22 protein-coding genes are annotated in these 23212 nt (G+C 71.0%); 19 read left to right on the top strand and 3 right to left on the bottom strand.

All coding sequences use genetic code 11. From position 1 onward, the window contains the following. The first annotated feature begins 1 nt into the window (after position 1). The 4 genes from ACFWU9_RS21480 to ACFWU9_RS21465 all read left to right on the top strand — a co-directional run bounded on the left by ACFWU9_RS21480 (position 2) and on the right by ACFWU9_RS21465 (position 3754). A complete protein-coding gene (locus ACFWU9_RS21480) occupies positions 2 to 991 on the top strand; it encodes an ABC transporter ATP-binding protein (RefSeq protein ID WP_384320682.1) in 990 nt (329 codons plus the stop codon). A gap of 1 nt (position 992) precedes the next feature. Continuing rightward, a complete protein-coding gene (locus tag ACFWU9_RS21475; protein WP_384320680.1) occupies positions 993 to 1742 on the top strand; it encodes an ABC transporter permease in 750 nt (249 codons plus the stop codon). A 103-nt stretch (positions 1743 to 1845) separates the two neighbouring features. Beyond that, positions 1846 to 3153 (top strand): sensor histidine kinase, encoded by a 1308-nt coding sequence (locus ACFWU9_RS21470; protein WP_384320678.1) that lies wholly within the window; start codon positions 1846 to 1848, stop codon positions 3151 to 3153. Continuing rightward, the gene (locus ACFWU9_RS21465) at positions 3116 to 3754 is read left to right on the top strand and encodes a response regulator (protein ID WP_384320676.1); all 639 of its coding nucleotides are present in this window, start codon (positions 3116 to 3118) and stop codon (positions 3752 to 3754) included. Before ACFWU9_RS21470 ends, ACFWU9_RS21465 begins: the two co-directional genes overlap by 38 nt. Positions 3755 to 3794: 40 nt before the next feature. On the opposite strand, the gene glgX is transcribed toward ACFWU9_RS21465, so the two are convergent. Then, entirely contained in the window at positions 3795 to 6077 is a 2283-nt protein-coding gene (glgX, locus tag ACFWU9_RS21460) for a glycogen debranching protein GlgX (RefSeq protein WP_384320674.1), read from the bottom strand. 204 nt (positions 6078 to 6281) lie between these two features. Between glgX and ACFWU9_RS21455 the strand changes: the two genes are divergently transcribed. From ACFWU9_RS21455 to ACFWU9_RS21385, 15 genes are all read left to right on the top strand, one after another. Further along, on the top strand, positions 6282 to 7505 hold the full coding sequence (locus tag ACFWU9_RS21455) for an Ig-like domain-containing protein (RefSeq protein WP_384320672.1): 1224 nt from the start codon (positions 6282 to 6284) through the stop codon (positions 7503 to 7505). A gap of 259 nt (positions 7506 to 7764) precedes the next feature. Then, complete coding sequence (locus ACFWU9_RS21450; protein WP_384320670.1) at positions 7765 to 9003, top strand: Ig-like domain-containing protein; 1239 nt, start codon at positions 7765 to 7767, stop codon at positions 9001 to 9003. Positions 9004 to 9155: 152 nt separating this feature from the next. Further along, positions 9156 to 9926 (top strand): enoyl-CoA hydratase/isomerase family protein, encoded by a 771-nt coding sequence (locus tag ACFWU9_RS21445; RefSeq protein ID WP_384320668.1) that lies wholly within the window; start codon positions 9156 to 9158, stop codon positions 9924 to 9926. Positions 9927 to 10188: 262 nt separating this feature from the next. Continuing rightward, entirely contained in the window at positions 10189 to 10698 is a 510-nt protein-coding gene (locus tag ACFWU9_RS21440) for an ATP-binding protein (protein WP_384320667.1), read from the top strand. Between the two features lie 116 nt (positions 10699 to 10814). Beyond that, positions 10815 to 11030: an EF-hand domain-containing protein gene (locus ACFWU9_RS21435; RefSeq protein ID WP_384320665.1), complete on the top strand. Its 216-nt coding sequence runs from the start codon at positions 10815 to 10817 to the stop codon at positions 11028 to 11030. A gap of 133 nt (positions 11031 to 11163) precedes the next feature. Continuing rightward, a complete protein-coding gene (locus ACFWU9_RS21430; protein WP_384320663.1) occupies positions 11164 to 12174 on the top strand; it encodes a CopD family protein in 1011 nt (336 codons plus the stop codon). A gap of 309 nt (positions 12175 to 12483) precedes the next feature. Beyond that, positions 12484 to 12864 carry a DUF6221 family protein gene (locus ACFWU9_RS21425; RefSeq protein ID WP_384320835.1) on the top strand — a complete coding sequence of 127 codons (381 nt, stop codon included), beginning with the start codon at positions 12484 to 12486 and terminating at the stop codon, positions 12862 to 12864. Positions 12865 to 13131: 267 nt separating this feature from the next. Then, positions 13132 to 14781, top strand: a complete 1650-nt coding sequence (locus tag ACFWU9_RS21420; RefSeq protein ID WP_384320661.1) for an ATP-binding protein — start codon at positions 13132 to 13134, stop codon at positions 14779 to 14781. A gap of 2 nt (positions 14782 to 14783) precedes the next feature. Then, positions 14784 to 15191 (top strand): roadblock/LC7 domain-containing protein, encoded by a 408-nt coding sequence (locus ACFWU9_RS21415; protein WP_384320833.1) that lies wholly within the window; start codon positions 14784 to 14786, stop codon positions 15189 to 15191. Continuing rightward, positions 15188 to 15556, top strand: coding sequence for a DUF742 domain-containing protein (locus ACFWU9_RS21410; protein WP_384320659.1), 369 nt, complete (start codon positions 15188 to 15190; stop codon positions 15554 to 15556). The genes ACFWU9_RS21415 and ACFWU9_RS21410 overlap by 4 nt, the downstream gene beginning before the upstream one ends. Continuing rightward, entirely contained in the window at positions 15534 to 16139 is a 606-nt protein-coding gene (locus tag ACFWU9_RS21405; protein ID WP_384320657.1) for an ATP/GTP-binding protein, read from the top strand. Before ACFWU9_RS21410 ends, ACFWU9_RS21405 begins: the two co-directional genes overlap by 23 nt. Further along, positions 16136 to 17491: a cytochrome P450 gene (locus ACFWU9_RS21400; protein ID WP_384320655.1), complete on the top strand. Its 1356-nt coding sequence runs from the start codon at positions 16136 to 16138 to the stop codon at positions 17489 to 17491. Before ACFWU9_RS21405 ends, ACFWU9_RS21400 begins: the two co-directional genes overlap by 4 nt. Further along, on the top strand, positions 17488 to 18741 hold the full coding sequence (locus ACFWU9_RS21395) for a cytochrome P450 (protein WP_384320653.1): 1254 nt from the start codon (positions 17488 to 17490) through the stop codon (positions 18739 to 18741). The genes ACFWU9_RS21400 and ACFWU9_RS21395 overlap by 4 nt, the downstream gene beginning before the upstream one ends. A 308-nt stretch (positions 18742 to 19049) precedes the next feature. Beyond that, positions 19050 to 20819: a cytochrome c oxidase subunit I gene (gene ctaD / locus ACFWU9_RS21390; protein ID WP_384320651.1), complete on the top strand. Its 1770-nt coding sequence runs from the start codon at positions 19050 to 19052 to the stop codon at positions 20817 to 20819. Next, positions 20816 to 21166 carry a hypothetical protein gene (locus tag ACFWU9_RS21385; protein ID WP_384320649.1) on the top strand — a complete coding sequence of 117 codons (351 nt, stop codon included), beginning with the start codon at positions 20816 to 20818 and terminating at the stop codon, positions 21164 to 21166. Before ctaD ends, ACFWU9_RS21385 begins: the two co-directional genes overlap by 4 nt. Before the next feature lie 12 nt (positions 21167 to 21178). Here ACFWU9_RS21385 and ACFWU9_RS21380 read toward each other — a convergent pair whose 3' ends face one another. Continuing rightward, positions 21179 to 21505 carry a DUF3140 domain-containing protein gene (locus ACFWU9_RS21380; protein ID WP_384320647.1) on the bottom strand — a complete coding sequence of 109 codons (327 nt, stop codon included), beginning with the start codon at positions 21503 to 21505 and terminating at the stop codon, positions 21179 to 21181. 142 nt (positions 21506 to 21647) lie between these two features. Then, entirely contained in the window at positions 21648 to 23030 is a 1383-nt protein-coding gene (locus tag ACFWU9_RS21375; protein WP_384320645.1) for an L-serine ammonia-lyase, read from the bottom strand. Between the last annotated feature and the right edge of the window lie 182 nt (positions 23031 to 23212).

Here is a 23212-nt window from a genome sequence, read left to right as displayed (position 1 = left end):
CATGGCGATCATTGAAGTGAGGGGCCTGCGCAAGGCCTACAGGGGAAAGCCCGCCGTCGACGGTGTGGACTTCACCGTCGAGGAGGGCGAGATCTTCGGGATCCTCGGCCCCAACGGCGCGGGCAAGACGACGACGGTCGAATGCGTCGAGGGCCTCAGGGTCCCCGACGCCGGCACGGTCCGGGTGGCGGGACTCGATCCGGTCGGCGACCACCGGCAGGTCACCGAGCTTCTCGGCGCGCAGCTCCAGGAGAGCGAACTCCAGGCGAAGCTGACGGTGCGCGAGGCGCTGGAGCTGTACTCCGCGTTCTACCCGAAACCCGCCGACTGGCGCCCGCTCGCCGGACGCCTCGGGCTGGAGGAGAAGCTCTCGACGCGCTTCGCGAAGCTCTCCGGCGGCCAGAAACAGCGCTTGTTCATCGCGCTGTCCCTGATCGGCGGCCCCCGTGTGGTCGTACTCGACGAACTGACCACCGGTCTCGACCCGCGCGCCCGGCGCGACACCTGGAGCCTGATCGAGGAGATCCGGGACTCCGGGGTGACGGTGCTGCTGGTCACCCACTTCATGGAGGAGGCCCAGCGGCTCTGCGACCGGATCGCCGTGATCGACCGGGGGAGGATCGCCGCGCTCGACACCCCGTCCGGTCTGATCGCGCGCTCGACGGCGTCCACGGTCATCTCCTTCACACCCTCGGAGCCGCTCCGGGACGAGGACCTGGCCGCGCTGCCCAAGGCGGCGTCCGTGGAGTCGCAGGGCGAGCGGATCGTCATCAACGGCACCGACGAGACCGTCAACGCGGTCATCACGCTGCTCGCCCGCCACCGCGTCACCGCCCACCAGCTCCGGGTCACGGAGGCGACGCTGGACGACGCGTTCCTGGACCTGACCGAGAACGACCGGACCGAGAACGCCGCCGATACGAGCCGCACCAGCCCTACGAGCGGTACGACCGACGAGGCCGCCGCGCCCCAGCCCGAAGAGAGGGTCTGACATGGCCTCCGCCTCCGCCTCCACCGCCGTCCTCAAGACCGAGGCGCGTCTGCTGACCCGCGAGCCGGGCGTGCTCTTCTGGATCATCGCCTTCCCCACCCTCCTGATGGTGATCCTCGGCCTGATCCCCGGCTTCGACGACGCCGACCCCGACCTCGGCGGGCGACGGGTCATCGACCTGTACGTCCCCGTCGCCGCCCTCCTCGCCGTGATCATGGCCGGACTCCAGGCCATGCCGCCGATCCTGATCGGCTACCGGGAGCGCGGCATCCTGCGCCGTATGTCCACCACGCCGGTGCGGCCCGCCACCCTGCTCACCTCGCAGATCATCCTGCTCGGCGGCGGTGCGTTCGCCTCGGCCGCGCTGGTGATCGCCGTCGGAAGGATCGGCTTCGGGGTGCCCCTGCCGGAGAACATCGCCGGCTATCTCCTGGCGCTGGTCCTCGCGACGGCCGGAGCCCTGGCCATGGGCGGTCTGGTCTGCGCGATCGCCCCGACCCAGCGGGCGGGCCAGGCCATCGGCTCGGCCCTGTTCTTCCCGTCGATGTTCACCGCGGGCGTCTGGCTGCCCGTCCAGACGATGCCCGACCTGCTGCGGGACATCGTCGGCTACTCGCCCATGGGCGCCTCGTCCGAGGCCCTGGACGCCGCGATGCGCGGCGGCTGGCCGCACTGGGTCGACCTGCTCGTGATGGCCCTCTGGGCGGGCCTGCTGACCGCGGGCGCCGCGCGCTGGTTCCGGTGGGAGTGAGTCCGGCCGGGCGGGCGGCGGGTGCGGGCCACGGGGGTGTCCCCGGCCGCCGCCCGGCCGCCGGGGCACGGGGCACACTGTCAGGATGGGGATGAGGATGGGGATGACGACCGAGGCGGCCCGCCCGACCGTCTCCGTGGAGGAGCGGTGGGAGCAGTTCTACCGGTGGGGCCCGTACGCCCTGCTGGGGCTCTCCACCCTGATCTCCCTTCTCTCGGCGGACGAGTTCGGCATGACCGGCACCGAGAAGCACCTCGCCGGGGCTCTGGTCCTGACCGCCGTCGGACTCCAGCTGTGGTGGAACCTGATCGGCCACGGCGGGCCGCTGCGCGAACGTGACCCCTCGGTCACGGGCACCGCCTACTACATGGCGCGGACCGCCGTCGCCGCCGTACTGACCTGGCTCAACCCGCTGTTCGCGATCTACGCCGTCCTCGGCTACTTCGACACCAGCCACCTTCTGCCCAAGCGCGCGGCCCGCGCCGGGCTGCTCGTCACCGCCGTCACCATGGCCGGCTCCCAGTCCGGCGGACTGCCGCCCGCGAACACTCTCCAGTGGGTCCTGTTCGGCGGGCTCCTGCTGCTCAACGGCTCCCTCACCATGGTCTTCTCCAACCTCGGACTCAGAGAGGCCGAGATCGCCGCGGAGCGGGCCGCCACGATCACCCAGCTCGAACAGGCCAACGCCCGTCTGGAGCAGGCCCTGGCGGAGAACGCCGGCCTGCACGCCCAGCTCCTCGTCCAGGCTCGGGAGGCGGGCGTCGCCGACGAACGGCGCAGGCTCGCCGCCGAGATCCACGACACCATCGCCCAGGGGCTGGCCGGCATCATCGCCCAGCTCCAGGTGGTCTCCGGAACGTCCGACCCGCGGCGGGCCCGCGAGCATCTGACCCGGGCCGCCGACCTCGCCCGCCACAGCCTCGGTGAGGCGCGCCGTTCGGTGCACAACCTCGCCCCGGCGGAACTGGAGCACGACTCCCTCGCCGAGGCCCTCGAGAAGGCCGTCGCCGACTGGGGCGAGCGGACCGGCGTGGAGGCCCGGTTCACCGTCACCGGCACGGAGGAGCCCCTGCACGACGAGGTCGCCGTCACCCTGCTGCGCATCGGCCAGGAAGCGCTCGCGAACACCGCGAAGCACGCCTCGGCCGGCCGGGCCGGCGTCACCCTCTCGTACATGGGCGACGAGGTGACCCTCGACGTACGGGACGACGGCCGCGGCTTCGACCCGCTGCTGCCGCGCCCGCGCTCCGGCTCGAACGGTTTCGGGCTCGACGGCATGCGCTCCCGCGCGGAGCGCATCGCCGGCACCGTCACCGTCGAGTCGGAGAAGGGCGGCGGCACGGCCGTCTCGGCTCGCGTACCTTTGGTCCGTCATGACGGAGCGCAGCATCACCCTGATCGTTGTCGATGACCATCCCGTCGTACGGGACGGTCTGCGCGGCATGTTCGAATCGGCGGACGGCTTCGAGGTGCTGGGCGAGGCGTCCGGCGGTGTCGAGGGCGTCGAACTGGCCCTCCGTCTCGACCCGGACGTGGTCCTGATGGACCTGCGGATGCCGGGCGGCGGCGGCGTCGACGCCATCGCGGCGCTCACCCGGCACGGCGCCCGCTCCAAGGTCCTCGTCCTCACCACGTACGACACCGACTCCGACACCATCCCCGCGATAGAGGCGGGCGCGACCGGCTATCTGTTGAAGGACGCGCCGCGCGAGGAGCTGTTCACGGCGGTACGGGCGGCGGCCGAGGGACGTACGGTCCTCTCCCCGGCGGTCGCCTCCCGGCTGGTCTCCCGCGTCCGTACACCCGTCGCAGGCAACGAACCGCTCTCCGCGCGCGAGCGCGAGGTCCTCGAACTCGTCGCGCGGGGCACCTCCAACCGGGAGATCGCCGCCGAGCTGTTCATCAGCGAGGCGACGGTGAAGACCCACCTCACCCACATCTACGCGAAGCTGGGCGTCAAGGACCGGGCGGCGGCGGTCGCCGTCGGATACGACCGCAAGATCCTCGGCTGAGGACACCCCCGGGAACACGGCCTCCTAATGAGGCGGCCTCTCACCCCCGTATCCGCAGCAGCAGCACCGACCGCGCGGGCACCACCGTCACCGTCCCGCCTTCGAGCACCGTCCCCGGCTCCTCGTTCTGGTCCTCCGACGAGGTGTCGACCACCAGTTCGTACGACCGCGCCCACGGCGGTCCCGGCAGCGCGAAGTCCACCGGCTCCGCGCCCGAGTGCAGGATCGCCAGGAAGCTGTCGTCGGTGATCTTCCGCCCGCGCGCGTCGCGCCCCGGGATGTCACGCCCGGACAGGAACAGCGCGAGCGTCGACGCGGGCGCCCACCAGTCCCGCTCGGTCATCTCCTTGCCGTCAGGACGGAACCACGCCAGGTCCCGCAGCCCGTCCGGCGCCTGGGCGCGGCCCGAGAAGAACGCGCGGCGGCGCAGCACCGGATGGGCGTGCCGCAGGGCCAGCAGCCGTCGGGTGAGCCGGTAGAGACCGTAGGAGCCCGGCTGGTCGAGCAGTGACCAGTCGAGCCAGCTGGTCTCGTTGTCCTGGCAGTACGCGTTGTTGCTGCCGCCCTGCGTACGGCCCATCTCGTCGCCCGCGACGATCATCGGCACGCCCGTCGACAGCAGCAGGGTGGTGAGCAGGTTCCGCAGCTGGCGCCGTCGCAGCGCGTTGATCGCGGGGTCGTCGGTCTCGCCCTCCACGCCGCAGTTCCAGGCGCGGTTGTCGTCGGTGCCGTCCCTGTTGCCCTCGCCGTTGGCCTCGTTGTGCTTGCGTTCGTAGCTGACGAGGTCGCGCAGGGTGAAGCCGTCGTGCGCGGTGACGAAGTTGACGGAGGCGTACGGCCGCCGGCCGCCCCACGCGTACAGGTCGCTCGACCCGGACAGCCGGTACCCCAGATCCCTCACGTCGGGCGTGGCGCCGCGCCAGAAGTCGCGTACGGCGTCCCGGTAGCGGTCGTTCCACTCCGTCCACAGCGGTGGGAACGCGCCCACCTGGTAGCCGCCGGCGCCGACGTCCCACGGCTCGGCGATCAGCTTCACCCGCCGCAGCACCGGGTCCTGCGCGATCACCGCCAGGAAGGGCGAGAGCATGTCGACGTCGTGCATGGAGCGGGCGAGCGCCGCCGCCAGGTCGAAGCGGAAGCCGTCGACGCCCATCTCGGTGACCCAGTACCGCAGCGAGTCGGTGATCAGCCGCAGCACCTGCGGCTGGACGACGTCGAGGGTGTTGCCGCAGCCGGTGTAGTCGGCGTACCTGCGGGCGTCGGGCTGGAGACGGTAGTAGCCGCGGTTGTCTATCCCGCGCAGCGACAGCGTCGGGCCCAGCTCGCCCGCCTCCGCCGTGTGGTTGTAGACGACGTCGAGGATGACCTCGATCCCGGCGCCGTGCAGGGCGCGCACCATCTGTTTGAACTCGTCGACCTGCCCGCCGCGGGTGCCGCCCGCGGCGTAGGCGGCGTGCGGGGCGAAGTAGCCGATGGAGTTGTAGCCCCAGTAGTTGCGCAGTCCGCGCCGCAGCAGATGGTCCTCGTGCGCGAACTGGTGCACCGGCAGCAGCTCGACGGCGGTCACCCCGAGCCGTAGGAGATGCTCGATCGCCGCCGGGTGGGCGAGGCCCGCGTACGTCCCGCGCAGCTCCTCGGGGATGCCCGGGTGGCGCATGGTGAAGCCGCGTACGTGCAGCTCGTAGATGACCGTGTCCGCCCAGGGCGTCTTGGGGCGCCGGTCGTCCGCCCACTCGTCGTCGGGGGAGTCGTCGTGGACGACCACCCCCTTCGGGACGTACGGCGCCGAGTCGTGCTCGTCGCGCACCGTGTCGGCGACCTGCTGCTGCGGCCAGTCGCGCACATGGCCGTACACCTCGGGCGGCAGCCGGAAGTCGCCGTCGACGGCGCGCGCGTACGGGTCGAGGAGCAGCTTGGCCGGGTTCCAGCGGGCGCCGGTCCAGGGGTCCCAGCGGCCGTGCACCCGGAAGCCGTACCGCTGTCCGGGGCGTACGTCCGGCACGAAGCCGTGCCAGATCTCGTGCGTCAGCTCGGTCAGCGGGACGCGGGTCTCCACCAGGCCTCCTCCTACGGAGGCCGTCCCGGGGCCGGGGTCGGCGTCGTCGAAGAGGCACAGCTCCACGGCCTCGGCGCCCCCCGCCCAGAGGGCGAAGTTCGTCCCCGCCACCCCGTCGGGACCGACCCGGTAGCGCGCCCCCAGCGGTGTGGGCGCGCCCGGCCAGACCTCGGGCGGGGGAGCGGTGGAGCCCGCACGGGCGGCGGCCCCCGTCCCGCCGCCCGCTCGCTTCTCGCCTTCCGGGGCCGGATCTCTCACGTGATCCATCATCGGATCCGGGACCGGTTCCCGCACTGTCTCCTGCTCGGCTGCGCTCGCCACCTGTCAGGCCTCCCGGCTCTTCGGCCCCGCGCGTCCGGGGGCCACGGCGTCCCGGCCATGACTCCCCCGCGTGGTCCTCCCCACCTGTTCTGCCCGCCGGAAGGGCCGCACTCACGTTTCCCCCCGAGGGGGGTCGTCGTTGGGCGGGTCGTGACACACGTACTGAAGCGGACAGGGACCGGGATGGCCGCCGTCCTGACATGGGCGGGACTGATGGCGGCGCTGGCGGGACTGACGGGCTGCGCCGTCGGCGAGACCTTCACCGAAAGCAAGTCCCGGGCGCCCGGGGACACGATCCGGATCACCCCCGGCGACGGGGCCGAGGACATCGAGCGCGGGGACCGGATCGAGGTGAGGATCCCGGACGGGCGGCTGGAGCGGGTCGAGGTCGCCCAGGTCGAGAACGCGCAGCGCACCGAGCTGCCGGGCCGGATCTCCGGCGACGGCCGCGTGTGGACGCCGAAGGCGGACGCGAACGTCGTGCTCGCGGCCAAGTACAGCGTCGACGTGGTCGCCGTGGACGGTGAGGGCCGCCGCTCGGCCCGGCACTCGACGTTCACGACCGCCGTACCGAAACACCGTTTCATCGGCTACTTCAAACCCGAGAACCGCTCGACCGTCGGCACCGGCATGATCGTCTCCTTCGACTTCAACCGGAGGATCGAGAACCGCGCCGCCGTCCAGCGCGCCATCCGCGTCACGTCGAATCCCCCGGTCGAGATCGTCGGCCACTGGTTCGGCGGGCGGCGCCTGGACTTCCGGCCGCGCGAGTACTGGAAGCCCGGCACCGAGGTCACCGTCGACCTGCGGCTGCGCGACGTGCAGGCGGCGCCCGGGGTCTTCGGCATCCAGGAGAAGACCGTCGGCTTCACCGTCGGCCGCTCCCAGGTGTCCCTGGTGGACACGGAGAAGCACACCATGGAGGTACGGCGCGACGGCGCGCTGATCTCGACGGTGCCGATCACGGCGGGGGCGCCCAGGACCACCACGTACAACGGGAAGATGGTCGTGACCGAGCTGTACGACGTGACGCGGATGAACGGCGCCACGGTGGGCTTCGGCGGTGAGTACGACATCAAGGACGTGCCGCACGCGCTGCGTCTGACGACGTCCGGGACGTTCCTGCACGGCAACTACTGGGCCACTCCCGACACGTTCGGCTCACAGAACGTCAGTCACGGCTGTGTCGGACTGCGCGACGTCAAGGGCGGCAGCCCGGACACCCCGGCGGGCTGGTTCTTCGACAGGACGCTCGTCGGCGATGTCGTGGAAGTGGTCAACTCCCCCGACAGAACGGTCGACCCGGCCAACGGACTCGGCGGCTGGAACCTCGACTGGCGGAAGTGGAAGGCGGGTTCGGCCCTCGGACGCTGACCGGAGCGGCTCCCCCCCGCCGGGCGGAACGAACCGTGCGTCTCCTCCGTATCCACCCTCCCACCTGCGTGACCGTCCTTGACTCCGGGGCACGTTGGGACGGAACAGTGACATTCCCGGGGAGTCCCGGACGGCTCGCGGTGTGATTGTCTAGCGCCGTGCGCGCGAGCGAAGCGCGCGGGGGTGTGGAGCCCGGTCGTGCGTTCGCACCCGGCTCCGAGGCCGTGGCGGGGCCCGGCCGTGTGAGGGGAGACGACCATTGAACGGGCAGCCGTTTTCGGGGGCATCGGCGAGAGTCGGCCGGGGCAGAGGACTGACGGCGTTCGCGCTGGGGAGCCTGCTGCTGTTCGTGACGGCGTGCGGCGGTGGCGGCGGTTCCGACAAGGGCGGTGACGGCAAGAACGGCAAGGACGGCGGGAAGGTCGAGAACGCCGCGTCGCAGGCGGTCGTGACGGTCGCTCCGAAGGACGGCGCGAAGTCCGTCGCGACGAGCGGCGCGCTCAAGATAACCGCGGCCAAGGGCAAGCTGACGACCGTCACCGTCGAGGACAGCAAGGGCAACCCGGTCGACGGCAAGATAGCCGCCGGCGGGACGGCCTGGGAGCCGACCCGCCATCTGGCCGGTGCCACCAAGTACGCGGTGCACGCGATCGCCAAGGACTCCGAGGGCCGGGTCTCCGCCAAGGACACCACGTTCACCACGCTCGTACCGAAGAACACCTTCATCGGCCACTACACGCCCGAGGACGGCTCGACGGTCGGCGTGGGCATGCCGGTCTCGCTCAACTTCACGCGGGGGATCACCGATCCCGAGGCCGTCGAGAAGGCCATCAAGGTGACCGCAGAGCCGTCGGTGCCCGTCGAGAGCCACTGGTTCGGCAACGACCGCCTGGACTTCCGGCCCGAGAAGTACTGGGCCGCGGGCACGAAGGTGACCGTGGAGCTCGACCTCGACGGTGTCGAGGGCCGGCCCGGGGTGTACGGCGAGCAGTCCAAGACGGTGAAGTTCACCATCGGCCGCTCCATGGTCTCCACCGTGGACGCGAAGAAGCACACGATGAAGGTCGTCAAGGACGGCAAGCAGATCAAGAAGGTCGCGATCACCGCCGGCGCGCCGTCCACCACGACGTACAACGGCCAGATGGTCATCAGCGAGAAGCACAAGGTGACGCGGATGAACGGCGCCACGGTGGGCTTCGGCGGCGAGTACGACATCAAGGACGTGCCGCACGCGATGCGGCTGTCCACGTCGGGCACCTTCATCCACGGCAACTACTGGGCGTCCGCGGGGACGTTCGGGTCGGCCAACGTCAGCCACGGGTGCGTCGGTCTGCGCGACGTGCGGGGCGGTTACGACAAGGGCATGCCGTCCGCGTGGTTCTACGACCAGTCGATCATCGGTGACGTGGTGATCGTGAAGAACTCCAACGACAAGAACATCGCCCCGGACAACGGCCTCAACGGCTGGAACATGTCCTGGGCGGAGTGGAAGAAGTAGTCCCACCGCGTGGACACCGGGGCCCGCCGCACCCGACCGGGTGCGGCGGGCCCTTCCGCGTGCCGGGCCCTTCCGCGTGCCGGGCCCTTCCGCGTGCCGGGCCCTTCCGTGTGCCGGGGCCGCTCCTCGGGCCAGGCCCTAATCTGCCTCGTATGTCATCTGTGAATCTCGAAGTCTCCGGCGGTGTCGGCACCATCCGGCTGGACCGCCCGCCCATGAACGCGCTGAACATCGCGATCCAGGACCGGCTCCGTGAACTCGCGGCGGAGGCCGGCGCCCGCGACGACGTCCGGGCCGTGATCCTCTACGGCGGTGAGAAGGTGTTCGCCGCCGGGGCGGACATCAAGGAGATGCGCGACATGGACCACGCGGCGATGGTCGTACGCTCCCGGGCCCTCCAGGAGTCGTTCACGGCCGTCGCGCGCATCCCCAAGCCCGTGGTCGCCGCCGTCACCGGCTACGCGCTGGGCGGGGGCTGCGAGTTGGCGCTCTGCGCGGACTACCGGATCGCCGCCGACAACGCGAAGCTCGGCCAGCCCGAGATCCTGCTCGGTCTGATCCCGGGCGCGGGCGGCACCCAGCGTCTCGCCCGGCTGATCGGCCCCTCCAAGGCCAAGGACCTCATTTTCACGGGCCGTCAGGTGAAGGCGCCCGAGGCGCTCACGCTGGGGCTCGTCGACCGCGTCGTACCGGCGGACGAGGTGTACGAGCAGGCGCACGCGTGGGCCACGAGGCTCGCCCAGGGACCGGCGCTGGCGCTGCGGGCGGCCAAGGAGGCGGTGGACGCGGGTCTGGAGACGGACCTGGAGACGGGGCTGGCGCTCGAACGCAACTGGTTCGCGGGCCTGTTCGCCACGGAGGACCGCGAGCGCGGCATGCGCAGCTTTGTGGAGGACGGGCCGGGCAAGGCCAACTTCCTCTGATCCCTGACCGGTTGGACAGCCGAACGGCGCGCGTCAACCTGGTGCCAGGCTCAGCTCCGCCTTAAGGCAACCTTAAGGCGGAGCTGTCGATCACTTCCGGTGATCACCCGTGCGTGGCGTGTTATCGCAGCTCAGAGTGGGTAATAAGGGCCGCGTCCTGCCATGGTCATATGCCAAACCCCTTGGCGGGGCTGGGCCGTTCGGGGGCGCCGATTACCCCGGAACGCCCCCGGGAGCCCGCCTGGGCAGCCATGATGGACACATGGCGGGCCTTGAGGGTGTGGAACAACCGCGGCACGGCGGCGACGCGACCGCTACGCGATTGACGCCGGCCGTCGAGGACGAACAGGCACGCGGAGTGCTCGAACTGTTCGGTAACCCGACGGAGGCGGAGGTCCGTCTGCCCTCCCGCCCCGAGTCCGCCCTGGCGGCCCGCAGGCTCACTCACATCGTGGTACTGCGGCAGTGGGCGTTGACCCCGCAGATGGCCGAGCAGTCGGTGCTGCTCGTCTCCGAACTCGTCGGCAACGCCGTACGGCACACCGGCGCCCGCGTCTTCGGCCTGCGTATGCTGCGCCGCCGCGGCTGGATCCGGATCGAGGTCAGGGACCCCTCCCGCGGACTGCCGTGTCTGCTGCCGGTGCGCGACCTGGACACCAGCGGGCGCGGGCTGTTCCTGGTGGACAAGCTCTCCGACCGGTGGGGCGTGGATCTGCTGCCGCGCGGCAAGACGACCTGGTTCGAGATGCGGGTCTCCGACCGCCATCCCTGACGGCGTTGGCGCCCAGGACCGCTCCCGCGCGGGCTGCGCCGGGCCCCCGCCGAGAGGGCGGCGGCGTGCCGATAATCTGACTCCCATCAGATAGGGCACCAGAAGGGGCGGAAGCAGTGGCGGACATCGAAGAGGCGCGCAAGGCGTTCGACCGTTTCGACGCGGACAGCGACGGGCTGATCACGGCGGCCGAGTACAAGAGCGCGATGGCGCAGCTGGGCGACTTCCATGTGACGGAGACCGTCGCGCAGGCCGTGATCAACGCCCACGACTCCAACAACGACGGACTCCTCACCTTCGAGGAATTCCTGGCGTCCCGGGCCAAGGGCTAGGCCCTGTCCGGCGGATCGGACAGGCTCCAGGCCCTGGGACCTGTCGATCGGGCCGGCGGGCGGCCGGGCGGGATCGGGGAACGGGGGTCGGCGCGTGCGAGCGCGGGGCGGGAGAGGGAGGCACGGCGGAGCCATGCCGACCGACGACAACGCGGCAGAAGCGCGCGCCGGGGTCCCCGAACCCGGCGGCAGCCGGACGACAGGCCCAGGAGCGACAGCGGCCGGGCGGCCCGGCCCGACGAGACCCGCCGGACGGGGCGCCGCCGTCGTCCTCGGCGCCGTGGCCGCGCTGCTCCTCGTGCTGTACGGCGCGGGCCTCGCCACCCACGGCACCGGCGAGCTGCGCATCCCCGCCGCCGGCACCACCTCCCTCCTGCGCGCGGCGGTGTTCACCGCGCTCGCCCTGCACCTCGGTGAACTGGCCGGCGCCGCGCTCGCGCGCACCGGGCCCCTGCCACGCACCCTCGCACTCCCCGCCGCGCTCGTCGGAGCCGCCGGATCGGCCGGACAGATCGTGGTCCTCGCGGTCGTGAGCGACCTCGACATCCCGGCGACGTACGGCACCCGCGAGGGCGGCCTGCTGCTCGTGATGGCCAACGGCTTCCTGCTCGCCGCCGGTTGCGCCGGCACCGGCCGCCCGCGCCTGGCCCTCGTCCCGCTCGCTGCGGTGGCCCTCGCGGAGGCGCTGCGCGCCCACCCGGAGCCGTACTCACCGGAGTGGGGCACCGCCCTCACGGTCGTCCATCTCATCGCCGCCTCCCTCTGGGCCGGCGGCCTCTGCCATGTCCTGCGCACCATGTGGCTGCGCCGCGCCGCCCCGGCGGACGCCCGCGCCGTCCTAACCCGCTACGCGCGCGGCGCCCTCTGGCTCCTGGTCGTCCTGGCCGCCACGGGCACGCTGTCGACGCTGCGCCGGCTGCCCCCCGACGTGGTGCTGACGTCGGCGTACGGGCGCGTCCTCATCGCGAAGCTCGTGCTCGTCGCGGTGGCGAGCGTGCTCGCCCTCGTTGCCCGTCGGCGGCTGCGCCGCGACCGCGACGCCCATGGAGCGGCCCGCGTCGAACTGGCCGTCCTGGCGGGCGTGGTGCTCGTCTCCGCCGTCCTCACGGTGGTCCCCGACCCGCACTGGCTCAGTACGCGCTGAGCGGGCCGCGTCTCGGCGGCCCCGAGCGCGTGAGCGGCGCCCACGGAGCGGTACCGAAGCGCACCACCGGATTCACGGTGGACCGGGCGGACAGCGGTTCCCAGGCGCTGTCGGGGTACACGACCGATCGGCTCCCGGACATCGCGCGAGGGAGCGGAGGCGTGGAGTCACTCCGGCCAATGTGATGATCTTAGGGGTGTATGTGCCTGTCAACGAGTTGTCGATTCGTTCAAGGACACGTATACGAGTACAAGCGACGAGCAGAACCGCACGGCGAGGGATCCGGACGTGAAAGCAGACAACACGAACATGCTGGCCTTCGTTCGGGCACGCCTGGACGAGGAGGAGCAGGTCGCGAGGGCGGCCGGCGGTGAGGCGTGGCGATGCCCGCCCGAGTCGCCCGGCGAGGTCCACGACCGCTCCGGCGGAATCTCGTTCAGTGTCCGGACGCAGGGGTACGACCGCCACATCGCCCTCCAGGATCCCGCCCGCACGCTGCGCCGTATCGAGACGAGCAGAGTGCTGCTGGGGGAGTACGCGGAAGTGGCGCACCTGGACGTCGACCGCCCCGAGCACGACTTCCCGTCGGGCCGCGCCGTGGGGATGGGCTTCGTCGTCCGGCAGATGGCGGCCGAGTACGCGGGGCACCCCGACTACCAGGCGAAGTGGCTGCCGCGTTTCACGCACTAGCGGTTCCGGGGGAGCGTGAGCGGTCGCGGAACGAGGCCGGAGGGGCTGCCCGTTCGGGCATCCCGGGGCGCGGTCGCGGTGCGGAGCGGGCAGGTCACCGCCCGTGTCGGAGAAGCGACCGCTTCATATGCCGATCGGATATACGATCACTCAACCATGTCTGGTTCGGGGGTGGTTGGCGAGTCACCCGCATGCGTCCCCACGCACGAAACGCCGCGGACGACTCACCGACCGGACATCGACTTCAGCGAACTCGAAGGTTTCCCCATGGTCCGATCCCCCACGTCCTCACCCGCCTTACCCCCGGCCGCCCGCGGGTCACGGCTCCTGTGGTCGGTCGCACGGCTGCTCGCCCCGCTCGCCCTCGCCGCGGGCGCGATGCCGCTGGCCGGCGTACACGCAGGGGCGGCGGTGGCGTACGGCGCGGTCGCCCTGCTGGTCCTCGCCACCCTGGAAGCCCTGCGCCGGCGGCACCGTGACGCCGTGTCGGACGCCGACCGGTCGCGGGTGGAGGCCGAGCGCGTACGGGCAGCGGCCGAGGCGATACGGGCGGAGGCGGAAGCCGCGGGGGCGGAGGCGCGGGACGTACGGGCCGAGCTGGCCGGCCGCGAGGAGCACTGGCAGGGCCGGGTACGCGACCGGGCCGAACTGGTCCGCGCCGAGGTCGAGTTCACCGTCATGAAGCGGCTGCCCGCCGCGCTCTCCCGGACCGAGGAGATCCCGGAGCCCCTGCACGGCGACGACGAGCTGGGCCCCGGCGTCGCCGAGTGGCTCGACCGGATGCTGGACGCCGTCACGGAGGCGGCCGACGACCGGGAGGAGTCGCAGCGCCTCTCGCTGGTCGAACTGGCCAGCCGGGTACAGACCTCCGCGCACCGGATCCAGGCGACCGTGACGGGGCTGGCCGACCGTTACCCGGGCGACGCGGACCTGCTGGAGACCACGATGCTGGTGGACCACGCGGCCACCCAGCAGGCCCGGCACGCGCAGAGCCTCAAGGTCCTGTGCGGCGAGTGGCCCGGCCAGCAGTGGCAGCGACCGCTCGCCCTGGTGGACGTCGTACGCGCCGCCTCCGGCCGCATCGTCGCCTTCAAGCGCGTCGAGGTCAGCGGCGACCCGGACGTGGGCGTCGCCCCGTCCGTCGTGGAACCGCTGATCCATCTCATCGCCGAACTCCTCGCCAACGCCACCGAGTACTCACCGCCCAGGACCGGTGTGCCCGTGACGGTGCGCACGGTGCAGCGCGGCGCGGTCATCGAGGTGGACGACGGCGGTCTGGGCCTGGACGAGTACCGGCTCGCCGGGGCGCGCGAGATCGTCTCCGGGCAGCGGCTGCTCGGTGTCGGCGACGTGGGCGAGATCCCGCGGACCGGATTCGCGGTCGTGGGCCGCTTCGCCGAACGGCACGGCTTCCAGGTCGATCTGGGGCCCTCGCCGTACGGTGGTGTCCGGGCCGTGGTCCTGGTGCCGCTGGACGTACTCCAGACGCTGGCGCCCGCCGGTACGCCGCCGGGGAGGGTCCTGCCCTCGACGCAGCCGATCCCCGAGGTCCCGAGCCGCGCGCCGACGGCGGAGCCCGCGCCCGCGCCCGAGCCCGCCCCCGGAGACATGGCGCCCGACGGGCCCGCCGTCGTCGCGGAGCCCACCGTCCCGCCCCTTTCCGCCCGACGCCTCCCGCAGCGTCGTTCGCGGCGCGGCGCGTACGAGCCCGGCACCGGGACCGGCCCCACCACCCCCACCGCCGTGACCCCGCCCGGCACACCGGAAGAGGCCGGCGACTGGATGGAGCAGTTCTTCGAGGGCGGACGCACCCTGCCGCCCTCCGGCGAGTCCGCCGCCACGGACTCCGCCACCGACGAGGGCCCGCACGACCCGCCCTCGTCCGCCACCCCCCTCCCCCCAGAAGGACAGACGTGACTATGAGCTACGTGGAGAACCCGGAGCAGCGCAGCTGGATGATCGCCGAGGTCGCCGTCGTACCAGGGGTCGAACGGGTGATCGTCTTCAGTGCCGACGGGCTCCTGCTGGCCAGCTCCGAGGGCATGGACCGGGACTCCGCCGAGCGTCTGTCGGCCAGTTGCTCGGGGCTTCAGTCGCTCGGCCGCGGTCTCGGCCGTGAGTTCGGCGCGGACGGCGGAGCCGTCCACCAGCAGATGGTGGAGTTCAACGGCGGCTTCCTCTTCATGCGCAGCGCCAACGGGGCCCACCTCGCCGTCGTGACGGGCCCCGTGGTGGACCCCAAGCTCGTCGCCAAGCAGATGCAGGCGCAGGTGATGAAGATCGGCGCGGGCAACCTGAGCAGTCCCCCGCGGCAGGACTCCGTGTGAGTGGTCCGGGAGAGGAGCCGTACGAGGACAGCGCGTTACGTCCCTACGTGATCACCAAAGGGCGCTCCCGGCCGACCCGCAACACCATCAGCATCGAGACCCTCCTCGTGGTGATCAGTCCTCCACGCGCCCTGCCGGTCTCGGCGACCAGGGAAGAACGCGCCCTGGTGCGGATGTGCGAGCGGCTGCTCTCCGTGGTGGAGGCGGCCGCCCATCTCCGACTGCCGGTCAGCCTGGTGAAGGTACTGGCGTCCGATCTCGTCGACAGCGGCCATCTGGCCGCCCGTTCGGGTGTGCCCAAGGCCGCCGTGCCCGAACAGCAACTCCTCCAGGAGGTACTGGATGGTCTCCGCAGGCTCCGCTGACCGCTATCTGCCCGACACCGTCCAGCGGGCCGTCAAGATCCTCGTCGTGGGCGCGTTCGGGGTCGGCAAGACCACGCTGGTCGGCTCGGTCAGCGAGATCGAACCGCTGCGCACCGAGGAGGTCATGACGCAGGCGAGCGTCGGCGTGGACGACCTGGCCGGCATGAGTACGAAGAGCACGACCACCGTCGCCATGGACTTCGGCCGGATCACCCTCAACTCCCGCCTCGTCCTCTATCTGTTCGGGACCCCCGGGCAGCGCAGGTTCTGGGATCTGTGGGAGGGGCTGGCGGAGGGCGCGCTCGGTGTCCTCGTCATCGTCGACACCCGAAGACTGGAGGACAGCTTCGACGTCCTCGAACAACTGGAGCTGCGCGGGCTGCCGTTCGCGGTCGCCGTCAACCAGTTCCCGGACAGCGAGCAGCACGGTCCGGACGAACTGCGCGGCGCGCTGGACCTGCTGCCCGCGACGCCGGTGGTGGTGTGCGACGCACGCGAGCACGCGTCGTCCGTCGACGCCCTGATCAGCCTCGTCGAGTACGTGTCGGCGAGCTCGTTACGCACTCCGGAGACCGCCTCATGAGTTCCGCCCCGCACCCCGCGTCCGCCGGCGCCTCCGAGCCGGCCGCGTCACCTCCGCCCGGCTGCCCGGCGCACCGTTCCCACCCCGGCGGCGGTACGGGGCTGCTCCCGCTGTCCGCCGCCGTCGGCGCGCCCGATCCGCGTGCCGTCTACCGCCGCCTCCGCGCGGAGTGGGGCAACGTGGCCAAGGTCGAACTCGAACCGGGCGTCCCCGCCTGGCTGGTGATGGGCTACCGGGAGCTGCTGACGATCACCCGGCAGGAGCAGATCTACTCCCGCGACGGCCGCAAGTGGCGCCATATGCACGACGGGGTCGTCTCCCCCGACTCCGGTCTGCTCCCGATGATGGGCTGGCGCGCGAACGTCATCGGCGCCGACGGCGCCGAGCACCGGCGGTTGCGCAAGCCGCTCGACGACGGCATCGCGCGGATCGACCAGCGCAAGGTGCGGCGCCATGTCGAGCAGATCTGCACCGACCTGATCGCGGAGTTCTCCGAGCGCGGCAGCGCGGACCTGGTGAACGAGTACGCCACGATCGTGCCGATGCTCTCCCTCGCCTCGCTCTTCGGCCTGGACGCCGCCGAGGGGCGGGAGCTGCTGGACGCGCTCATCGCCCTGTTCGGCAGCGCGGACGACTCGCAGGCCGGGAACCGGCACTTCGAGGAGATCCTCCTCGACACGGTGCGCGAGCGGCGGCGCAACCCGACCGACGACATGACGACCGTCTTCATCAACCACCCGAACCTCCGCAACGAGGCCGAGCGCCTCCAGTCGATCGTGGTGATGATCTCCGCGGGGAACGAGACGGTCACCGCCTGGATCGCGCACACGCTGCGCCTGATGCTCACCGACGAGCGGTTCGCCGCCCGGCTGCACGGCGGCCGGCTCGGGGTGGACGACGCGCTCGACCAGGCGCTCTGGCGCGACCCGCCCATGAACAACATGCCGGCCCGGTACGCCCTGCACGACACCGAGCTGGGCGGCCGGTTCATCCAGCGCGGCGACTGCCTCATCCTCGGCCACGCCGCGGCCAACGACGACCCGGCGATCCGCCCCGACGAGGGCGACGAGGAGCCGGGCAACCGCGCCCACCTCGCCTTCTCGGCCGGACCGCACGTCTGCCCGGCGCAGGTACCGGCCCGGCTCATCACCCGTACGGCCGTGAACACCGCGCTGAACCTGCTGCCCGACATGAAACTCGCCGTCCCCGCCGAGGAGCTGACCTGGCGGCCCTCACCCTGGACACGGGTCCCGGTCGCCCTCCCGGCACGGTTCTCGGCGGCGCGGATTCCGCTCCGTACCGGCCGGGGACAGCACAGCCCGAACCAGCCCGAGTCCTGGAGAAGCACATGACCCCGCGAGCCACGGCCTCCTCCGAGCCGGAGATTCCGGTCGTCACCCTCGACCCGCACGGCCGAGACCACCACGGCGAGGCCGCCGCACTCCGTGCGCTGGGCCCCGTGGTCCGTATCAGGCTGCCCGGAGACGTGATGGCGTGGTCGGTGACCGACCACGCCCTGCTGAACGACATGATCGCCGACCCGCGCTTCAGCAAGGACTGGCGCAACTGGAACGCGATCCTGCGCGGCGAGATCTCCGACGGCTGGCCGCTCGTCGGCATGGTGAAGGTGACCAACATGGTCACGTCGGACGGCCAGGAACACCGCAGGCTGCGCCGACTGGTCACCGAGACCTTCACATCCCGCCGGATCCAGGAACTGCGCCCGCGCGTCGAGCGGATCGTCGAGGAGCTGCTCGACGCGCTCCCCTCGCACGCGGACGCCGACGGCGGCGTCGATCTCCGCCGCCACTTCGCCCACCCCGTGCCGATGCGGGTGATCTGCGAACTGTTCGGGGTGCCCGAGCACGAGAGGCCCCGGCTGAAGGAGCTGATGGACAACATCTTCCGCTCCGACCTGGATCCCGCGGAGGTGACGGCGAGCCAGATCGAGCAGTACGAGCTCCTCGCCCGGGTCGTCGACAACTGCCGCCGGAACCCGGGTACCGACCTGACCAGCGCGCTCGTCGCCGCCCGGGAGCAGGACCCCGACTCGCTCAGCGAGGAGGAACTGGTCGGCACGCTGCTGCTGATGCTCTCCGCCGGCCAGGAGACGACGCTGAGCCTCATCACCAACGCCGTACGCGCCCTGCTCACCCACCCGGACCAGCGCGCGATCGCCGAACGGGGCGACGAGGCGGTCTGGGCGGACGTGGTCGAGGAGACCCTTCGCTGGGACGCCCCGATCGGCAACTTCCCCTTCCGCTACCCCCTGGAGGACGTCGAGATCGCGGGCGTACGCGTCCCCCGGGGCGAGGCGATCATGGCCCCGTACAGCGCGGTCGGCCGCGACAAGGCCCAACACGGCGAGGCGGCGGACGAGTTCGACATCACCAGGACCCGGCGCAGACACCTGGCCTTCGGCCACGGCCCCCACTTCTGCCTCGGCGCCCCCCTGGCCCGACTGGAGGCGGCCCTGGCGATCCCGGCGGTCTTCAGGCGCTACCCCCGGCTCACCCTGGCGGTCGACCCCGCGACCCTGGTCCCGGTCCCCTCCCTCTTCTCCAACAGCTCCACCACCCTCCCGGTCCGTCTGAACCCCTGACCACCGGCGTCCACGCGCCCCGCGTCCGCGCACCGGGCCGGACACCCGTCCGCGCGGACCTCTCCGCCGGGATGCTGAAACAAAGGTCGCGGGCCGAAAGCCGGAATAGAGAACAATATGCGCGCCGGGTCGACGGGGGCGTCGGCTTGCCCCACGAACGTGTGAAACACCTTCCGACGGGGCCTTCCGGGTAAGTGCGGACAACCGGCATGGAATACATTGCGGGCGTAATCATCCTCTTTTTGCTGGGTTTGCCCTGCCGGCATGTGCGGTTCGCGTCGGTGGTCGGTGAGTGAACTGGAGTTGGTGTGGCAGCACAGCCCGGATTTGACGTCGACGCCCCGCAGGAGAGTGAGGACGACTCGTATCAGAACGAGCTGCCGGTACGGCGGAAAGAACCCGGCAATGTCGTCATCAGGTGGCTGACCACCACCGACCACAAGACGATCGGCACGCTCTATCTGATCACCTCGTTCGCCTTTTTCGTCATGGGCGGAATCATGGCGCTGGTCATGCGCGCCGAGCTCGCCCGCCCCGGCATTCAGATCGTGTCGCACGAGCAGTTCAACCAGGCGTTCACGATGCACGGCACGATCATGCTGCTGATGTTCGCGACGCCGCTGTTCGCCGGATTCACCAACTGGATCATGCCGCTCCAACTCGGCGCGCCCGACGTGGCGTTCCCCCGGCTGAACATGTTCGCGTACTGGCTCTATCTCTTCGGCTCGATCATCGTCGTCGCCGGATTCCTCACCCCGCAGGGCGCCGCGGACTTCGGCTGGTTCGCGTACTCCCCGCTCACGGACTCGGTCCGGTCGCCCGGGATCGGCGGGGACCTGTGGATCATGGGCCTCGCGTTCAACGGGTTCGGCACGATCCTCGGCTCCGTCAACTTCATCACCACGATCGTCTGCATGCGCGCGCCCGGCATGACGATGTTCCGGATGCCGATCTTCTGCTGGAACGTGCTGCTCACCGCCGTACTGGTGCTGCTCGCCTTTCCGGTGCTGGCCGGCGCCCTCCTCGCCCTGGAGGCCGACCGGAAATTCGGTGCGCACATCTTCGACGCCGCGAACGGCGGCGCGCTGCTGTGGCAGCACCTCTTCTGGTTCTTCGGGCATCCGGAGGTGTACATCATCGCCCTGCCGTTCTTCGGGATCGTCACGGAGATCCTCCCGGTGTTCTCCCGGAAGCCCGTGTTCGGCTACATCGGCCTGGTCGGCGCGACCATCGCCATCGCGGGTCTCTCCGCCACCGTCTGGGCCCATCACATGTTCGTCACCGGCGGTGTGCTGCTGCCGTTCTTCTCGTTCATGACATTCCTGATCGCGGTGCCGACCGGAGTGAAGTTCTTCAACTGGATCGGCACGATGTGGAAAGGCTCGCTGTCCTTCGAGACACCGATGCTCTGGTCCATCGGATTTCTTGTCACGTTCCTTTTCGGGGGCCTGACCGGCATCATCCTCGCCTCGCCGCCGATGGACTTCCATGTCTCCGACTCGTACTTCGTCGTCGCGCACTTCCACTACGTCGTCTTCGGCACGGTGGTCTTCGCGATGTTCGCCGGCTTCCATTTCTGGTGGCCGAAGATGACCGGCAAGATGCTCGACGAACGGCTCGGGAAGATGACCTTCTGGACGCTGTTCACCGGCTTCCACGGCACGTTCCTGGTGCAGCACTGGCTGGGCGCTGAAGGCATGCCGCGGCGGTACGCCGACTACCTCGCCGCCGACGGGTTCACCGCCCTCAACACGCTCTCCTCGATCAGCGCGTTCCTGCTGGGCCTCTCGCTGCTGCCGTTCTTCTACAACGTCTGGAAGACCGCCAAGTACGGGAAGAAGATCGAGGTCGACGACCCCTGGGGCTATGCCCGCTCACTCGAATGGGCGACTTCCTGCCCGCCGCCCCGGCACAACTTCCTCACCCTGCCGCGTATCCGCTCCGAATCCCCGGCGTTCGACCTGCACCACCCGGAGGTCACCGCCCTGGAGGACGCGCACAACGCCGGCCGCCGGGACATCGTGGAACCCGAAGCGGATGTCAGCGGTCCGTCGGGAGACGACAAGGACCGGCCGTGATCGGCAAGTCGTCACCGTCCTCGAAGGAAGCCGCGGCGGGCATCCAGCAGCTGGAGGGCTATCTCCTGGCCCAGAGCCGGGTGCGGGAGGCCCGCGCGCACGCCGTGGTCTTCGCCGACCGCATGCCGTGGCTGACCACCGCACAGCACGAACAGGTCGTCAGCCTCTACACCCAGGACCACATCGCCATGTCCCGGCGGGCCCTGGAGCTGGTGGTGGCGCGCGCCGCCGAACTGCGCGAGGAGTACAGCGCGCGCTACCAGCTGCTGCGGCGGCGCCTGCTCTGCGCGAGTCTCACCGCGCTGATCGGCGCCGCCGGCGTCGTCCTGTGGCACATCCCCCGCTGACGCCCACCGGGCTCAGAGCGAACCCTCGGGCGCCGACCTGAGCGGGTCGTGGCCCAGCCTCATCAGCTGGTCGCGGCTCGGCGGGTCGTCCTTGCCGGGCACGAAGTCCTCGACGCGCTCCACCACGTCGTACATGACGCGGGTGTCCTCCTCGGTCAGCTCGCTGCGCCGCTTCTGGAGGATCTCCAGCACCCGCAGCCCGGTACTCGTCCACTCGGAGTCCCCGTCCGGCCCCCCGTCCGTCTGGAGGACCACGCCGATCTCCTGCGAGGTCATGTTGACCACCTCGTGGAACTCGGTCCAGAGCGTTTCGAGTTCGAGTGCGGACATACCGGCCATGTCATCCACTCCTGCCATTCTCGTGCCGCGCACGGCGTCCCTTCCCCCGTACGTCGATACCGCTACTACCCGGCGAGGGGGACGAGGACGCGGCGCGGTGGAGTGAGTCCGGGCGACCGGCCCGGCGCCGCGGCCGGCGGGGTCAGCACTCGATGATGTTCACCGCGAGACCGCCCCGCGCGGTCTCCTTGTACTTGACGGACATGTCCGCGCCCGTCTCCTTCATCGTCTTGATGACCTTGTCCAGCGACACCTTGTGGCTGCCGTCGCCGCGCAGTGCCATCTTCGCCGCCGTCACCGCCTTGACCGCCGCCATGCCGTTGCGCTCGATGCACGGGATCTGTACGAGGCCGCCGACCGGGTCGCAGGTCAGGCCCAGGTTGTGCTCCATACCGATCTCGGCGGCGTTCTCGACCTGTTCGGGGCTGCCGCCCAGGACCTCCGCGAGGGCGCCCGCGGCCATCGAGCAGGCGGAGCCGACCTCGCCCTGGCAGCCGACCTCGGCGCCCGAGATGGAGGCGTTCTCCTTGAAGAGCATGCCGATCGCGCCGGCGGCGAGCAGGAAGCGGACGATGTCGTCGTCCTTCTCGGCGTCCGTGTGGCCGGCCGCGGCGAAGTTCAGGTAGTAGTGCAGCACCGCCGGGATGATGCCCGCCGCGCCGTTGGTCGGGGCGGTGACGACCCGCCCGCCCGCCGCGTTCTCCTCGTTGACCGCCATCGCGTAGAGGGTGATCCACTCCATCGCGCGGGCCGCCGGGTCACCCTCGGCACGCAGCTGCCGGGCGGAGTTCGCGGCGCGGCGGCGGACCTTGAGGCCGCCGGGCAGCAGGCCCTCACGGGTCATGCCCCGGGACACGCACTCCCGCATGGCCCCCCAGATCTCCAGCAGCCCCTCGCGGATCTCGCTCTCCGTGCGCCACGCCTTCTCGTTCTCCAGCATCAGCCCGGAGATCGAGAGCCCGGTCTCACCCGCCAGCCGCAGCAGCTCGTCACCGCTGCGGAAGCGGTACGTCAGCACCGTGTCGTCCAGCTTGATGCGGTCCTCGCCCACGGCGTCCTCGTCCACGACGAAGCCGCCGCCGACGGAGTAGTACGTCTTCTCCAGGAGGGTGCCGCCGGCGGAGTCGTACGCCGAGACCGTCATGCCGTTCGCGTGGTACGGCAGCGCCTTGCGGCGGTGCAGGACCAGGTCCGTGTCGAGGTCGAAGGGGATCTCGTGCATCCCGAGCAGGCTGATCCGGCCACCGGTGCGGATGGTCTCCACCCGCGCGTCGGCGGACTCGATGTCGACCGTACGGGGGGATTCGCCCGCCAGGCCCAGGAGCACCGCCTTGGGCGTGCCGTGGCCGTGGCCGGTGGCGCCGAGCGAGCCGAAGAGCTCGGCCCGTACGGAGGCGGTGTGGGCCATCAGGCCCTCGTTCTTCAGCCGTCGCGCGAAGAGGCCCGCCGCGCGCATGGGGCCGACGGTATGGGAGCTGGACGGGCCGATGCCGATCGAGAACAGGTCGAAGACCGAGATGGCCACGGGGGACTCCTTGCGAGGTGGTAGACGCCGCTGTCTGCCGGGGTGGTGCAGAAAACGTAACTACAGGTGCAACGGTACGGCGCGCCGCGCACTCCGGTCGGGTGTGCGCGGCGCCGCCGTGGGGCGGCCGCGGGCCCCCCCCACCCCACCGCCCCCCGCCCCCCCGCCGAGCCGACCCGGGC

It is taken from the genome of Streptomyces sp. NPDC058653, from assembly GCF_042716895.1.
Classification (GTDB): domain Bacteria; phylum Actinomycetota; class Actinomycetes; order Streptomycetales; family Streptomycetaceae; genus Streptomyces.
Note: the sequence above shows the minus strand (reverse complement) of the source record. Positions and strands in the feature narration are given on the sequence as shown.